This is a genomic window from Lysinibacillus sp. NPDC098008 (assembly GCF_044760715.1).
In the GTDB taxonomy this organism is placed as follows: domain Bacteria; phylum Bacillota; class Bacilli; order Bacillales_A; family Planococcaceae; genus Lysinibacillus.
On the sequence record NZ_JBIWBA010000020.1, the window covers coordinates 44853 to 60415 of the forward strand.

Here is a 15563-nt window from a genome sequence, read left to right on the forward strand (position 1 = left end):
TTAAACGTAAGAACAGTTTCACAATGTTGATAATGAAATGGATAACAGCTTCCTTTCTTAACTAAGCCAACATTTAAAGACCTTCTCGTTTAAGTATGAGAAGGTCTTTTGTGTGGAATAAGGATAATGCCTGCAAAGAGCAATAATACGATACCAGTAAAAATAAAGCCGCTAACAATGCCAAGAGATAGCCACCCTAGTAAAGAAGAGCCTAATACAACGCCTAAAGAGAAAAATGCATAGAAGTAGCCATAGGCTTTACCTCGTACGTCAGTAGTTGTTGAGTCAATTAATAGTGAATTAACCGAGGGGAATAGGAAGCCAAAGCCAACTCCATAGCAAGCCATTGCGATATAGAGTAGAGCGCTAGCATCTGCTTGGCTTATTAATAATTGACTTAGTCCCATTAAGCATATACCGAAGGACAATGTTTTCAGTGGATTGACCTTATCAAAAATACGATTAGTAGGTAATAGGAAAACGAGTACAGCAACAATACCAAAGGTGCTCATTAATGCTCCGCTTAAACGAGAATCAAAGCCTAAGGTATAAACTTTTAAGGGCAGCAAATAGGCAATAACACCTTGAGAAAACATTAAGAAGAATGCTCCTAAAAATGCTTTAAGTATTCCAGCATTATTGAAAAATACACTTATTGGAATATGTGTAGGAGATGTTGTTTGCTCTTTTTTTACTTGCTTTGCTTGCAGTATAAAGAAGGCAAAAATGCCTAATAGGAGCATAAAGCTTGCTGTAATATTAAATACAACTGGGACGCTTGTTCGACTTGCTAAAATACCGCTAAATGCTGGACCGACAATTGCTGCAATGCCAACAAATGCTCCAGAAATAGCACTGCCTTTTCCTCTTTTTTCATGCTCTGTAGCATTTGCTAAAAATGTAAAGGCAGCAGGAACAATAAAGCCAGCTACAAGTCCATGAATAAAACGGACGATTAATAGAGCAATAGGCTCCTCTACTAAATTATAGAGTATTAATGATAGACCTGTTGTAAAAAGCCCTAAAACTAGAATCATAAAAGGTCCTTTGCGATCTGTTAAAAAGCCTGAAATAATATTACCGAATGTATTAGATAGTGAATACATACCTACTGCTAAACCTGTTAGAAATGCCGATGCACCTAAAGATTCGGCATATGTACTCATAACAGGAAGCTGAGTAAATAGATCAAAAAAGGAGAAGAAAATAATTGCATAAATAAAATTTCGCATAACAAGCCTCCGTTTGATAATAATTCTCAATAATGATTATATCATTTATAAATGTAAAAACGGCATAATCTACATGAATGGCTTTCTAGCATACTGAAAAGCAAAGCTAGTAAGAATATTTGAAAGGGTTAAATGCAAAAAAATAGACTACTAAATTGCCATAAAGTATAGCAACCAAGTAGTCTTTGGAAAATTTCTATAGCATTGTAGATAGAATTTATTACGACAATATTACTGCCCCCATTTTATAACATAATGGGGGCAGTAGGAACAGCTTAGTATAGTTAGATTAAGCTTGTGCAGGTACGCCTTGCTTCATTGTTTTATTTTTAGCAAGATTTACATGCCAAGAAAGAGCTTCCTCTAAAATATGCGGTGTTTGATGGTCACCAGTTGCTTCAACAGCACGGTTGTAGTAATCCCATAATTGCTCTTTGAAGTCTGGGTGTGCACAGTTTTCAATAATTAATTTTGCACGCTCTTTTGGTGCTAAGCCACGTAAGTCTGCAATTCCTTGCTCTGTTACGATAATATCTACGTCATGTTCTGTATGGTCAACATGCGATACCATTGGAACAACAGAAGAAATAGCGCCGCCTTTTGCATATGATTTTGTCACGAAAATACCTAGGCGAGCATTACGTGCAAAGTCACCAGAACCGCCGATACCGTTCATCATTTTTGTACCTGATACATGCGTAGAGTTTACATTGCCATAAATATCTAACTCAAGGGCTGTATTGATGGAGATTAAGCCCAAACGACGGATAAGCTCTGGGTGGTTAGAAATTTCTTGTGGACGTAAGCAAATTTTGTCCGCATAGTTTTCTAAATTGCCATATACTTTTTTCTGTAATTCTTCAGTAAGTGTAATGGATGTTGCTGCGGCGAATTTTACTTTACCTGCATCGATTAAGTTGAATACTGCATCTTGTAATACTTCAGAAGCAACAACTAAATCTTCAAATTCTGAATCAGCGAAGCCATCTAATACAGCATTAGCTACAGAACCTACACCTGATTGTAAAGGCATTAAATTATTTGTTAAACGACCTGCTTTAATTTCGTCACGGAAGAAGTCTAATAAAAGGTTTGCCATTGTTTGTGTTTCTTCGTCTGGTGGTACGATTAGTGACGGAGCATCTGGCTCTTCAGAAATAACGATTGCTTTAATTTTAGCAGGGTCTACTTTAATACCGATGTCACCAATGCGTTGTTGTACGTCTGTCATTGGGATTGGCTCACGAGCACCTTGCTCTGCTGGTACATAAATATCATGGATACCTACCAATGCTTCTGGATGAGAAACATTTAGCTCGATAATAATATTTTCAGCATATTCAGCAAAAATTGGCGAGTTACCTACTGAGTTTGTTGGTACGATGAATCCATCTTCTGTAATTGCAACAGCTTCGAGAATTAAATATTTAATTGGTCCAATAATACCTTGACGCACTAATTCAGCATTATGTGAAAGATGTGCATCCACATATAAAATATCACCAGAATTAATTAAGTTACGAATGCCAGCGTCTCCTTGGAATGGTCCACGCTTACGAATTACACCAGCTTCAGCTAAGTATTTATCTACTTCAGGTCCTAAAGAAGCACCTGTATAAACATCGATCTTGAACTGCTCATTTTTAGCACGTTCCACCAATGCCATAGGAACTACTTTTGCATCCCCAGCACGAGTAAAACCACTCATACCAACTACATCACCGTCAGAAATAAGTGCTGCCGCTGCTTCAGCAGTAACAATTTTACTTTCAAGCTCCTTTAAACCTAGGCGTTTTTGAACATTTGCATCCATAAAAAAAATCCTCCCCTAAATAATTTTGATGGAAACCGTTTACAAAACAGGAAAAAACCTTTGGGAATTTTCTGTTTATTTAGTTGTAGTATGACTTCAACCATTTGAATTATATTATCACCATATTGTCACAAAAACTTTATATATAGCATTAAATTAAGTAAAAAAAGAAAAATCGAGCATTAAGATGACTTTTCGACAGAGAAAACGTTTTATTGTAGAGCTGTATAAATTTAGAGGGAATTTTACATAACCACTATGTAAAAATTAGAAATTAAAGGCTGTAACTAACTAAATAATACCCAAAAAAATACAGCGAACAATTATTGTAAAATGTTCGCTGCGTTTTGTAATTAGAAGCCCAAAGAGCGACGGAAGTAGCTTGCGTAGCGTTGACTAACAGGAATACGCGTGCCGTCCTTCATAATTAATAAAAACGTTGAGTGAGAATCTGGCTGAATTTCATCGATGTAGTCAATGTTGACAATATAAGAGCGGTGACAACGAATAAATGAATCTGGTGCTAAAAATAACTCAAGGTCACTTAAATTTAGGCGGTGATAACCTTCACGAGTCATTGTTTTAACAAATGTTTTACGGAGCTGTGTTTCTAAATAAATTACTTGATCGTGTGGAATTGGGTACCAGCAATCATCAATTTTGATTGTAATGTAGTTTGTTAAGAAAGCTGATGGTTTTTGTGGGAAGACAGCTGTAATAGCTCCTTTTGTTTCACCCTCGTCCATTAAAGGAATGCTCATACCATAATAGGCTACACCAAAAACATCAGGCTCAATGTAAGAGCTAATTTTTTGACCATAAGATAGTGCCTTGTGAGCTGCTGAACCCTCTTTAATAGGGTCACCTGGTTTAATTTTTAAATCAATTTTTTTGCTTGGTTGGTAATATAGATATTCATTTGTATCAGAAATCGCAATGGAAGTATTCTCTGGGAAGAACTCTTTAATAATATCCATAATTTCTTCTATTTGCTTTGGATCCACGTTAAACACCTCGTTTAAACTTTTAAAAATAATTTTATTATCTATTTTACTACATATTCGCATAAATTATATAGAGAAGATTTAGGAATAAAATAGAAAAATGTCGATTGATCTAATAAAATGGTGTAATATGTTTTGTATAATTTGTAAATACATTAATTTAATAACTAATTTTTTTTGATAGGTATATGGTAAAATTTAATTGTAAGGAATAAGTTTACGAGGTTTCTACTATGCATATGTGATAAATTAGCACTAGAGTAACAATTAAAATGTGGTTGAAAGGAAATCGCAGAATATGGTAACATTCACTGTATAGTCTATTTTTTAAAAATCTGGTGTTTTAGTCGGGTTGTTTTTTAGTTATTTTTTTAAAAAAATATGAAATAGGACTCAGTTCTTATGGGAAATAAGTAAATACTATTTTCTTATTTTTAATTCGTTGGGATTGATGTCAAATATTGTTAGTCAATTCGTGTACTCTGAGGAAAGATGGGGAAGATTATGCAACTACATCAACATTCTATGTCAGAAACGATATCCAAAAGATACTTCCAAGAAATCGATAATATTAACCAATATGTCGGTGTCGAAGAATTTTTTAATATTGAGTCGAAGTTAATTTTTGAGATTTACCATTTAGAATCTGCAAAAGCAAAGAAATCTTTGCATGAATTAATTGATATTCTTTCAATACGTTTTGGCAAGCAGGTTATTAAAATTGTACGAAGTTATTTTTCTATTTTATCATCAATTGTTGCTCGTAAATTATTAGATAATCAAGTGCCTGCTAAAAAAGCATTTGCTTTTAATATTGCTTGTAACGATATGATTGAGAATCAAATGAAGGACGCGGAATTTTTACAATTTGCAGATGATTTAATTGACTTCTTTGTTTACTTTATTGCAGATCGCAAACAGCCGACTTTCCGACACCAAACGGTCAATAAAGTGATTATGTATATAAATGATGAGCTAGAAAATGATTTAACAGTGGAAAGTATTGCTAATCACTTCCATATAAGCACTAGTCACTTATCGCGTATTTTCAGAGAACATGTAGGTATTACACTTGTTGAGTATCTCAATGTTCGACGTGTAGAAGAATCACAATACTACTTGCGACACACAAACAAAAGTATTACTTCTATTTCTGACCAATTCCATTTCTGTAACCAAAGCTATTTTACTCGTATTTTCAAAAAATATACAGGTGTTACACCTAAACATTTTAGGGATGAGCTTCATCATGAGTTTTATCGTTTTGAAATGGCAGAAGCAGAATTACAAAATGTATAATTTTCAAATATCAAAATGAAAAGATGCGAATGGTTTAGCAGTGCTAAGGCTCGCATCTTTTTGCTCATTATTAGCGAGAGGAAATAGTAGCACTTGCTATTTGATAAAGTTGGAGCCTATAAGGTATACTTCACAGTAGTTGATAAATAATAGTAGGTGGAAAAATGAAAAATTTGAAATTATTTTCAGTGCTTGGGCTTGCTGTTTTTGTGCTTAGTGGCTGTCAAGCTGTGGAAAACAAAGAAGGTTTTTTCTATAGTATCTTTGTGAAACCTATGGAATTTTTATTGGAGTTTTTCGGGCATGATATTTTTTCTGGAAGCTACGGCTTAGCCATTATTGCCATTACAGTACTAATTCGTTTAGTCTTAATGCCGATTATGTTAAAAAACTATCGTCAACAGCAAGTAATGAAGACGAAAATGGATGCGTTTAAGCCTGAAATGGAAGCTGTTCAGAAAAAAATGAAGGAAGCGAAAACAAAGGAAGAGCAAACGCAATATCAACAGGAAATGATGGCTCTTTACCAAAAGCATGGCATTAATCCATTGAATATGGGCTGTTTACCAATGTTAATCCAAATGCCAATCATTATGGGGCTTTACTTCTCGATTTTATATTCAGCAGATGTGAAATCACATGAATTTTTATGGTTTAGCTTAGGATCACCTGATATTACAATGACAATTATTGCAGGTATTGTTTACCTTGTTCAAGCACGTGTATCATTATGGACTGTACCTGAGCAGCAAAAAGCTCAAATGAAAATGTTTATTTATATTTCACCAATTATGATTGTCTTTATCTCGATGTCCTCTATGGCTGCATTGCCTCTGTACTGGTCTGTTAGTGGTGCATTGCTGATTCTTCAAACATATATTGGACGTAAATATTACTCGGAGCATCCTGAAAAAGCAACATCATAAATTGGTTAGTTACTATGTCGAGGCGCCTTTGTTGCCTCGATTTTTTTAGGAGGACACTATGTTAAATAGAAAATGGTTATCATCAATTTTAGTGGCGATTTTTAGTATTATCGCACTTGTCTTTATTATTATGGGGAATTTTAACTTTGCTGTGTTGGCGATGACAATTATGTTTGCATTATCGAATGGATTTCGAGCAAAAAGCTTTGAGGAGCAAGGTTACATAAAAGAGGCAAAATGGATGAAGTATATGGCAATCTTTTTCGCGATTGCGTCTATTGTAGTATTATTTATTATTCTTACAAACTAATTTAAATAATTATGTAGGAATTTACACCTAAAGATGTGAACAGTGTTAAAATAAGAGTATAATAGTCAAATCAATAATAGAACAGGTAGGAATAATGTTCTCGTTATTTGTTGAGCTTTTCGTACCTGATATTTTTAAAAGGGGTATCAATAGTGAAAAATAAACGTCTTCCACTTATCATTGGTGCATGTATTTCGATCACATTGATTGTTGCTATTTTTGTAGTGTATAACTATAAAAATAATCAAGCGAATATAGCATCAAATGAGCAACCTAAAATAACCGAACCAACCGAACCAGTAAAGGAGGATTCCTCTCCTACAACAGATAAACCAGACAATACAGCTGAGGTTCCTGCTAAGCCAGAACAGCAAGTGGATGAAAATGGCTATGTTCCAAATCAAGAGCTACCAACAGAGCCGACTTATATTAATGGTATTTTATTAGCAAATAAAATTTATCCGTTGCCATCAACCTTTGCGCCTGGTGAAAATCCAGAAGCAAAGCAAGCATTAGACCAAATGTTAGCTGCTGCCAAGCAACAGGGCTTTGATTTAGTTGCCTTTAGTGGTTATCGTTCGTTTGAATATCAAACAACTTTATATAACAATTATGTGCAGCGTGATGGACAAGCAGCAGCGGATCGCTACAGTGCTCGTCCAGGCTATTCAGAACACCAAACAGGTCTGGCGTTTGATATTGGGGAACGTGGCAAAGAAGATTTATGGCTAACAGAGGAATTTGGAGAAACGCCAGCAGGGCAATGGTTATTTGCACATGCACAAGAGTACGGCTTTATTTTACGATTCCCGCAAAATAAAGAGGATATTACAGGGTATATGTATGAGTCCTGGCATTACCGTTACGTTGGTAAAGACATCGCGAAAGAAATTACTCAGCAAAACATTACATTAGAAGAATATTTAGGTGTGAAATAAAAAAAGGGAAGAGTAGCGTTCAGCTCTCTTCCTTTCTTTTATTTATAGTATTGGCGTTAATAAACGTGAAATGGACTCTTTAAATTTAATAAGAGAGGAACGATTTTTATACATTTCCCATGTTAGCTCTGTACAATCAAAAATATCCTTTTCAAATAGCTCTGCAAGCTGGTGCGAGATAGTAGCATCATAAATAAAGGCATTGACCTCAAAGTTTAAGCTAAAGCTTCGGACGTCAATATTTGCTGTGCCAACAGTTGATGCCTCATCATCAATAATAATTGCTTTAGCGTGAATAAAACCTTTTTCATAAATATAAACTTTCGCTCCTGCGCGTAATAGCTGCCCTACATAAGAGTATGTAGCCCAATAAACAAACATATGATCAGGCTTATTTGGAATCATAATGCGAACATCAATGCCAGATAATGTAGCGATTTTAATAGCATCTAAAAAGCTTACATCTGGAATAAAGTAAGGTGTTTGAATATAAATATATTTTTGTGCCATATTAATCAGCTTTAAATAACCAATTTTAATTTGCTCCCAATCTGAATCTGGTCCGCTAGATACAATTTGTAAGCCTACATTCCCTTTTTGGGGGATAGCAGGGAAGTAGCGATCAGAGTAGCCCATTTTCTGATGTGCGCTTGCTTGATTCCAGTCTAATAAAAAGCGTGTTTGCAATGGGTGAACAGCACTACCTTCGATACGTAAATGTGTATCTCTCCAGTAACCAAACTTCTTCTGTAAGCCTAGATATTCATCACCAACATTAAAGCCTCCAATATAGCCAATTCGACCATCAATAACAACGATTTTTCGATGATTTCTAAAATTCAGGCGGGGATTAAGAAGAGGAAAAATAGATGGGAAAAATACTTCTACTTCACCACCAGCATTTAGTAATTCTTTGAAATGGCGCTTTTTTACATTACGTGAGCCCATTTCATCATACAGAAGGCGTACTTTCACACCTTGCTTTGCCTTTTTTATAAGTGCATTAACAATACGCGTTCCTAAGTCATCAAGACGGAAAATATAATACTGAATATGGATATGATCTTTCGCCGCTTCAATATCTTTTAAAAGCTGTTCAAATTTATTAGCACCATCATCAAAAATATCGAGATGGTTGTCCTGTGTTAATACGGCATTGTTTGTTTTCAAATGCATATAAATCATTTCTTGATAATTCTCAGCATTGGCAATACGGAACTCGAATGTTTCTTTTCGAATAGCCTCCATTTGGTAGCTAATAAGATTATCAATCCCGATATCCTTACGTCCTTCCCAACGGAATAAATGTTTTTTTCGTAGCTGTCTTCCGAGTAATAAATACAAAATAAACCCGACTAACGGTAGGAAAAATAATACGAGAATCCATGCCCATGTAGAGGTAGCATCTTTACGTTCTAAAAAGATAATGGTTAGGGCTGCTAAAATATTAAAAAATGAAATTAAAGGTACTAAATATTGTACATCTGTAAAAATGCTCATTCTTATACCTGCCTTTACTGTAATTCGCAATATAATAAGTATAGCCTACTTTACATAAGGAAAGGAGATATGTAGCAATATCTTCTTTAATCTTGAGCTTCTTTAAAACGCAAAGATTTACTAGAAGCTTTATAGAAATAAATAAGACTTATTGAAAGAATAGCTATAGCTGCTGATGTATAGTAACCAAGGCTTGGTTGTACTGTAAATAACCAAGTGAAAAATAATGGTCCAAGAATACGCCCTAAGTTGTCCATTGAATAGGATAGCCCTGCCGCCGTTCCATATTGACCACCTGACTCTTTTGATGATAGTGATACCACACATGTTCTAGCAAGCGCGTTTCCAGCCGTAAAGACACATAGCGCAAGTCCAGCCAGCAATAGATTTGCTGTAAGTGTAAATAATAGCATTCCTATAGCTGTGATGAGCTGTGCACCGATTAACCAAGATGTTTCGCTGCCATTTTTTATTCGTCGTACAACGCCTCCTTGAATGGCTGCATCCACGAAGCCACTAAACATAAATAAATAGCCAATTTGCAATGGGGTAATTTGAATTTTCTCGATTTGAAATAGCTGGAATGTAGCCTCAACACCAGCCAGCATAAAGGTTACTAAAAAAGAGAACATAAATAAATAACGCACCCGATATTGCAGCATTTTTCTAGCACCTTGCGGCACGATAGCACGTTTATTGGCATCTTTTCGTTTTTCAGGTTCTTTTAAGACAATACTTGCATAAATAAATAATAGTGCAATTAATACAGCAGAAGTTATAAATGGTAATTGAAGACTATAGTGCCCAAGCATTCCTCCAATAGCAGGACCGAAGATAAAGCCTAGACCGATGGACATACCCATAAAGCCCATATATTTATTGCGATTCTCCTCATTAGATATATCTGCAATAAAGCCTGTTACAGCTGTATAGAGCGCTCCTGAAAATAAACCACCTACAATACGTGATATATACAAAATAGCTAGATTATTAATAAACAATGAGAAAATAACGAAGCTAAGACTAAAGCCGATTAAGCCTGTTAAAATTAGTTGTTTACGACCTATCTTATCTGATAGCATGCCCCAAAGTGGAGCAGTAAAAAAGCTTGCAAGTGAATATACTGTCAATAAACCACCAACATGAAGATCATTCCAATGTTGCTGCACAATAACCTCTGGTAAGACAGGAATAATAATACCAAAGCCTAAATAGACGAGGAATTGAACAGACATTAACAATAAAATTGCCCTTTTCATACAGTTCCCTGCTTTCATACGATAATTTCAATATGTCTATTCTACCCTTCTTGTTCCTACTATTACAAGGAACGGAGGAAGAGGATAGCTAGAATAATGAAATTTATTCAAGCTCAGTATGCATAACATAGTATAATTTAGGGTAGTATAAATTTGTGGATATTGATGCAAAATTTACATTGTAACAAAAATGAAAAATTTAAAAGTCGAGTTAAATGGTATGATAAAATTGTCAGACATCATACTCGTGAAAAAATGAAACTTTTTTTGTACATGATACGTTATATAAAATCGAGGAAAGATTGAGGTGGAATGTATGACGAAGGAAGTAGATTTGAAAAAGATTGTTTCGAATTTATCTAAGTTGGGTGTAACAGCCACTGTAACAAAGTCTCGACTAGAACTTTTAAAAGTGCTGACACCACCAACGCAGACTCCGCAAGTTCAAGCTTAACTCGTTTACAATAGAAAAGGGAAATCTCTTCATGCCAAGAGGTTTCCCTTTTTCTATCATTATTCATCTTCGTCATAGGTTGTAAACATATATGTGCGATAGTGGAATCGCATACTAAAGACTAGACCAATCGCTAAGGCATTGCCCATCAGTGAGCTTCCCCCATAGCTAATGAATGGTAGAGGGATGCCTGTAATTGGTAATAACTGAATCGTCATTCCTATATTTTCAAAGACATGGAACGTAATCATCGCGATAATGCCAGCACATACATATGTTGAGAATGGGTCTTTTAATAGCAGTGTTGTTTTTGTTAAATGATAAATTAATAAAAAGAACATACAAATAACAATACTTGCACCAATAAAGCCCCATTCCTCGCCAATAACTGTAAAAATAAAATCAGTATGGTTTTCGGCAACGTATACTTCACGGTTTCTAAAGCCCTTACCGAAAATTTCACCTGAGCCAATGGCATTTAACGATGTTATTAAATGATAGCCGTCGCTAGAGGAATATGAATATGGGTCTAGCCAAGAATAAATTCGAGCAAATTGATATGTCTTAAAGCCGAATGTGGTTTCTAAGAAATCTTGCATATACAGTGCCATCCAAAGTAATGCACCACCTGCTGCGACACCGCCGAAAAAGACTGGTAAAATGATTTTCCAAGAGATGCCTGCTACAATAATAAGTGCTGCAGTAATGGCAAAGAACACTAGTGCCGAACCAAGGTCAGGCTGCTGCAAAATAATCGCCAAAGGTATAATTAATGTTACAGCAATTTTTCCTAATAATAAAAAGTCCGTTTTGAGTGAGCGCAATGGATGAATTTCATGATGCTTACTAATTAGTCGTGCAAGCGCTAAAATATAAAAAGTTTTCATAAACTCGGAGGGCTGAATGTTCCCAATTGGTGTATGATACCAGCTTTTTGCACCATTTACGGGTTGACCAATCTGATTTGGTCCCTCAGGCATAAAAATCAGCAATACTAACAAGGCGATTCCTGCGCCATACATATACCATGACATTTTTTTATATTGCTCAGGTTCAAAAAACATGACAATGCTAATAATAATTACACCAATTACATACCATTGTATTTGCTTTGGTACATAGTTGATACCATATTGACCAGATGTTTGTGCTGAGGCAATAGCTAATAAACTAATGATTAGAAAAGTAAAAAGAATAAAAGCAAGTGTCCAGTCAAAACGATTTGCGAAATTTCGTTTATTTTCCATAAAAGCCACCTAAATTAAAATAGTATCTCAATATCAGTAGATATAATATATTACATTACATATACTTATTGAGTAGTATGCAAATGCATGTGTAACGTTCCTATTATAACGCAAAAAACATTTTTATGCCTGTGTATATAGTTGTGACGACAATTCATATAAAATGTTTCAAAAAAATTACGTTTAGACTTATAATGTAGTGAAGAATGGGGTGATGGTTGTGGCTAAAAAATTAAAGTCAGCTGATGATTTTATGTATCATATTTATGTTCATATGAATGAGGTTGATAAATTTGTCATTTTTAGCGGGTTAAAATTTTCGCAATTTGTGGCTGCACTTGAACCACTGCATCACTTACTGTTGTTAAAGCATTCCTATGATGATGGCTCCTTTAATATGCATACACAGTTTGAATATGTGCTGGACGAAGAAGTTCCTCGATTTGTTAAAAAATCAGCAGAGTCTAAGGAGCTATGCTGGGTTGATTTTATGGATGAAAAAAGGTTAGATCATTTAACGCCAATGGAGCAAGGTGAGCTACTTTACATAAGCCATAAAAAGGAACCGATTACATCTCCGTTTTTTAATAAATTACAAAATAGATTTGTTTATTATTCTTCAAAGGCAGAGAAAATGACTAAAATTTATTTTCGACATTTAAGCGATTCAGATGTGTTAGTTGCAAATGTTTTTAATTGTTTAATACGTGAAAAGGAGCGAACTACAGGCTTTTGGCGTCGAAAGGCCAAGTCCAGTATTCCTACTATTTCACCTGATTTTTTACGTTCCTATCGCTCCTTTGCGAAAGAGGGCGCATTATTGTCATTATATCGCATTGAAAAGCCAAAGGTAGCCTATGGTATAGAGGTACGTAACCTATCTGAATATTCTTTTCTTGATGAAATTTGGGATGACTTAGATACTATTTTAAAAACAAAGCATGATGAATTAATTTATATTATCTAATAAGGCACAGAAACAAATCTCACCGTCGAAAAATTACGGTGAGATTTTTATGTCATTTGTCAAGACGTTTCGTGATAAACTAGTAATACTCAAGAAGTATGTGGAGGGCACAAATATGAAAAAAAGAATCGGTTTATTATACGGTGGAAAGTCAGCGGAGCATGAGGTGTCATTATTGACAGCACGTGCAGTCACTGGAGCTTTAAATTTTGAGGAATATGAAGTATATCCGATTTTCATTACACTTGAAGGGGAATGGCGACGTGGAGAGCGTTTAGAAGGACCTGTGAGTACAATTGAAGAATTACAATTTGGTGATCCTACAACAATTTTAGAAAATAATATTACTGATTTTTTAATTGATAAGCATGGTAATACAGTGCAGTTTGATGTAATTTTCCCGTTGTTACATGGTACTAATGGTGAGGACGGCACTGTACAGGGCTTGCTTGAGGTGTTGAATCTACCATATGTAGGAAATGGTGTGTTGGCATCTTCTGCTGGTATGGATAAAGTGGTGATGAAGCAATTATTTGAAATTGCTGGTTTACCACAAGTGCCCTATACGTACTTTATTCGTAGCGAGTGGAAGAGTAATCAACAAGCGATGATTGAGCGCTGTGAAAAAGCATTGAGCTGGCCGATGTTTGTCAAGCCTGCAAATCTAGGCTCAAGCGTTGGCATTAGTAAAGCGACTAATCGTGATGAGCTGGTAAAGGCGATAGAGCTAGCTTTACAATATGACCGAAAAATTGTTATTGAGCAAGGTATTGTGGCACGCGAAATAGAACTGGCGGTTTTAGGAAACGATGACCCTGAAGTTTCAGTGCCAGGTGAAATTAAGTCAGTTACAGAGTTTTATGATTATGATTCGAAATATAAAGACGGTTCGACAGCACTTATTATTCCAGCAGAGCTTTCAGCGGCAACTATATCAAGCCTAAAGGAATTAGCGCAGCGGGCATTCAAGGCGATTGATGGTAGTGGCTTAGTTCGTGCAGACTTTTTCGTGACAGATGATGATCGCATTTATATTAATGAAGTGAATACAATGCCAGGCTTTACACCTGTTAGTATGTACCCATTATTATGGCAGCATACAAATGTTAGTTATTCAGCGTTAATCGATCGTTTAATTACATTAGCTATTGAACGTTATGAAGAAAAGCAACAGCTTCACTATAAAAAAGACTGAGTGGGATTATTGTGAGAAAAACATTAAAACAATTAGCTGCATGGCTAAATGAGGATATATCAGCCTTTGGCGATACAATGGTATCGGGAATCTCCATTGATACAAGAACTATTCAGCAGGGAGACCTGTTTGTACCATTTCGTGGCGAGCATGCAAATGGACATCGCTTTGTTGTTCAGGCATTTGAGAAGGGAGCTGGTGCTGCTCTTTGGCAAAAAGATGAACCAAATCCACCAGAAGGCTTACCTTTATTGTTTGTAGATGATCCAGAACGAGCATTACAGGAAATGGCACGCGCCTATCGTCAGGAGCATAAAGCAAAATTTATTGGTATTACTGGTTCAAATGGTAAAACATCAACAAAAGATATTTTAGCAGGAACGCTTGCACCATTTTTTAAAGTGCAAAAAACGATTGGAAACTTTAATAATCAGCTAGGCTTGCCTATTACCATTTTACAGCTTGATGAGGATGCAGATATTGCAGTTCTTGAAATGGGAATGAGTGGGTTTGGCGAAATTGAGTTTTTAACAAAGCTTGCTTGTCCTCATATAACGGTTATTACCAATATCGGCGAGGCACATATGCAGGATTTAGGGTCACGTGCAGGTATTGCTAAGGCAAAATTTGAAATTATTCAAGGGATGCAGCCAGATGGTCTACTGATTTATGATGGAGATGAGCCATTGCTGCAGGAGCTAGTAGCGCAAGAGCCACAGCTTCATGCAGTAGCGTTTGGCTTAGAGCCAAGCCATCCGTTATATGCTGAAAATATTTATGCCAATGCGAGGGGAAGTAACTTTACAACGCATGGTGTTATAGAGGGTGACTTTTTTATCTCAGTGCTTGGTAAGCATCAAGTGAAAAATACGTTAGTGGCAATGCTGATTGCACATCAGCTCGGCTTAAATAATGAGCAAATTCGTACATCCCTAGAGCAGGTTGTATTAACAGATATGCGTATGCAGCAAGTGGAAGGAACAAATGGGGCACTATTTATTAATGATGCCTATAATGCTGCGCCGACCTCTGTTAAAGCGGCTATTCAATTTATAGCGACATCAACGATTCGACCAGAAAAATGGCTTGTATTAGGGGATATGCTAGAGCTGGGACCAAATGAACAAGACTTTCATAGAGCATTAGCAGAACATATTGATGAGCATGAAATTAACTATGTTTGCTTATTTGGCCCTCGTATGGCTTATTTGTATGAGGCATTACAAGAACGTTTTGATACAGAGCATTTATTGTATACAGAAAATGATTATACAGTGATTATTGAAAAGCTCCAGCAGGCTAATGCGTCATCTATCGTTTTATTAAAAGGTTCACGTGGTATGCAATTGGAAAAAATTTTAACAGCATTTACAGCATAATTAGTAATGAATCGGTGGGATACTAATCTCACCGATTTAT

Annotated in this window: 14 protein-coding genes; 8 read left to right on the plus strand and 6 right to left on the minus strand. The window is 35.7% G+C overall.

The features are described from left to right. Positions 1–89: 89 nt before the first annotated feature. From ACIQVU_RS15570 to ACIQVU_RS15580, 3 genes are all read right to left on the minus strand, one after another. Positions 90–1232: an MFS transporter gene (locus ACIQVU_RS15570; protein ID WP_340807931.1), complete on the minus strand. Its 1143-nt coding sequence runs from the start codon at positions 1230–1232 to the stop codon at positions 90–92. Between the two features lie 289 nt (positions 1233–1521). Beyond that, entirely contained in the window at positions 1522–3045 is a 1524-nt protein-coding gene (gene scpC, locus ACIQVU_RS15575) for a succinyl-CoA:acetate CoA-transferase ScpC (RefSeq protein WP_340807930.1), read from the minus strand. 353 nt (positions 3046–3398) lie between these two features. Further along, positions 3399–4049 (minus strand): LytTR family DNA-binding domain-containing protein, encoded by a 651-nt coding sequence (locus ACIQVU_RS15580; protein ID WP_340807928.1) that lies wholly within the window; start codon positions 4047–4049, stop codon positions 3399–3401. Between the two features lie 504 nt (positions 4050–4553). Between ACIQVU_RS15580 and ACIQVU_RS15585 the strand changes: the two genes are divergently transcribed. From ACIQVU_RS15585 to ACIQVU_RS15600, 4 genes are all read left to right on the plus strand, one after another. Continuing rightward, positions 4554–5348, plus strand: a complete 795-nt coding sequence (locus tag ACIQVU_RS15585; RefSeq protein WP_340807927.1) for a helix-turn-helix transcriptional regulator — start codon at positions 4554–4556, stop codon at positions 5346–5348. A 164-nt stretch (positions 5349–5512) separates the two neighbouring features. Continuing rightward, positions 5513–6274: a membrane protein insertase YidC gene (gene yidC / locus ACIQVU_RS15590; protein ID WP_340807926.1), complete on the plus strand. Its 762-nt coding sequence runs from the start codon at positions 5513–5515 to the stop codon at positions 6272–6274. A gap of 58 nt (positions 6275–6332) precedes the next feature. Next, positions 6333–6584: a hypothetical protein gene (locus tag ACIQVU_RS15595; protein ID WP_340807925.1), complete on the plus strand. Its 252-nt coding sequence runs from the start codon at positions 6333–6335 to the stop codon at positions 6582–6584. Positions 6585–6736: 152 nt separating this feature from the next. Further along, the gene (locus ACIQVU_RS15600; protein ID WP_340807923.1) at positions 6737–7522 is read left to right on the plus strand and encodes a M15 family metallopeptidase; all 786 of its coding nucleotides are present in this window, start codon (positions 6737–6739) and stop codon (positions 7520–7522) included. A 42-nt stretch (positions 7523–7564) separates the two neighbouring features. Here the strand turns inward: ACIQVU_RS15600 and cls are convergent, their stop codons facing one another. Beyond that, positions 7565–9022 (minus strand): cardiolipin synthase, encoded by a 1458-nt coding sequence (gene cls, locus ACIQVU_RS15605; RefSeq protein WP_402896249.1) that lies wholly within the window; start codon positions 9020–9022, stop codon positions 7565–7567. Between the two features lie 86 nt (positions 9023–9108). After that, the gene (locus ACIQVU_RS15610; protein ID WP_340807920.1) at positions 9109–10281 is read right to left on the minus strand and encodes an MFS transporter; all 1173 of its coding nucleotides are present in this window, start codon (positions 10279–10281) and stop codon (positions 9109–9111) included. Positions 10282–10597: 316 nt separating this feature from the next. On the opposite strand from ACIQVU_RS15610, the gene ACIQVU_RS15615 reads away from it, so the two are divergent. Further along, on the plus strand, positions 10598–10735 hold the full coding sequence (locus tag ACIQVU_RS15615) for an Lmo0850 family protein (protein ID WP_004232019.1): 138 nt from the start codon (positions 10598–10600) through the stop codon (positions 10733–10735). Positions 10736–10794: 59 nt separating this feature from the next. Here ACIQVU_RS15615 and ACIQVU_RS15620 read toward each other — a convergent pair whose 3' ends face one another. Further along, positions 10795–11982: an FtsW/RodA/SpoVE family cell cycle protein gene (locus ACIQVU_RS15620; RefSeq protein ID WP_340807915.1), complete on the minus strand. Its 1188-nt coding sequence runs from the start codon at positions 11980–11982 to the stop codon at positions 10795–10797. Between the two features lie 214 nt (positions 11983–12196). Between ACIQVU_RS15620 and ACIQVU_RS15625 the strand changes: the two genes are divergently transcribed. From ACIQVU_RS15625 to ACIQVU_RS15635, 3 genes are all read left to right on the plus strand, one after another. Beyond that, on the plus strand, positions 12197–12949 hold the full coding sequence (locus tag ACIQVU_RS15625) for a hypothetical protein (protein ID WP_402896251.1): 753 nt from the start codon (positions 12197–12199) through the stop codon (positions 12947–12949). Positions 12950–13064: 115 nt separating this feature from the next. Next, on the plus strand, positions 13065–14144 hold the full coding sequence (locus ACIQVU_RS15630; RefSeq protein ID WP_340807913.1) for a D-alanine--D-alanine ligase: 1080 nt from the start codon (positions 13065–13067) through the stop codon (positions 14142–14144). 11 nt (positions 14145–14155) lie between these two features. Further along, on the plus strand, positions 14156–15523 hold the full coding sequence (locus ACIQVU_RS15635) for a UDP-N-acetylmuramoyl-tripeptide--D-alanyl-D-alanine ligase (protein WP_402896253.1): 1368 nt from the start codon (positions 14156–14158) through the stop codon (positions 15521–15523). Positions 15524–15563 lie beyond the last annotated feature (40 nt).

Coding starts and splice junctions, on each gene's coding strand:
- ACIQVU_RS15595 (WP_340807925.1), top strand. CDS start 6,333: ATGTTAAATAGAAAATGGTTATCATCAATTTTAGTGGCGATTTTTAGT.
- ACIQVU_RS15615 (WP_004232019.1), top strand. CDS start 10,598: ATGACGAAGGAAGTAGATTTGAAAAAGATTGTTTCGAATTTATCTAAG.
- scpC (WP_340807930.1), bottom strand. CDS start 3,045: ATGGATGCAAATGTTCAAAAACGCCTAGGTTTAAAGGAGCTTGAAAGT.
- ACIQVU_RS15620 (WP_340807915.1), bottom strand. CDS start 11,982: ATGGAAAATAAACGAAATTTCGCAAATCGTTTTGACTGGACACTTGCT.
- ACIQVU_RS15610 (WP_340807920.1), bottom strand. CDS start 10,281: ATGAAAAGGGCAATTTTATTGTTAATGTCTGTTCAATTCCTCGTCTAT.
- ACIQVU_RS15625 (WP_402896251.1), top strand. CDS start 12,197: ATGGTTGTGGCTAAAAAATTAAAGTCAGCTGATGATTTTATGTATCAT.
- ACIQVU_RS15630 (WP_340807913.1), top strand. CDS start 13,065: ATGAAAAAAAGAATCGGTTTATTATACGGTGGAAAGTCAGCGGAGCAT.
- ACIQVU_RS15570 (WP_340807931.1), bottom strand. CDS start 1,232: ATGCGAAATTTTATTTATGCAATTATTTTCTTCTCCTTTTTTGATCTA.
- yidC (WP_340807926.1), top strand. CDS start 5,513: ATGAAAAATTTGAAATTATTTTCAGTGCTTGGGCTTGCTGTTTTTGTG.
- cls (WP_402896249.1), bottom strand. CDS start 9,022: ATGAGCATTTTTACAGATGTACAATATTTAGTACCTTTAATTTCATTT.
- ACIQVU_RS15585 (WP_340807927.1), top strand. CDS start 4,554: ATGCAACTACATCAACATTCTATGTCAGAAACGATATCCAAAAGATAC.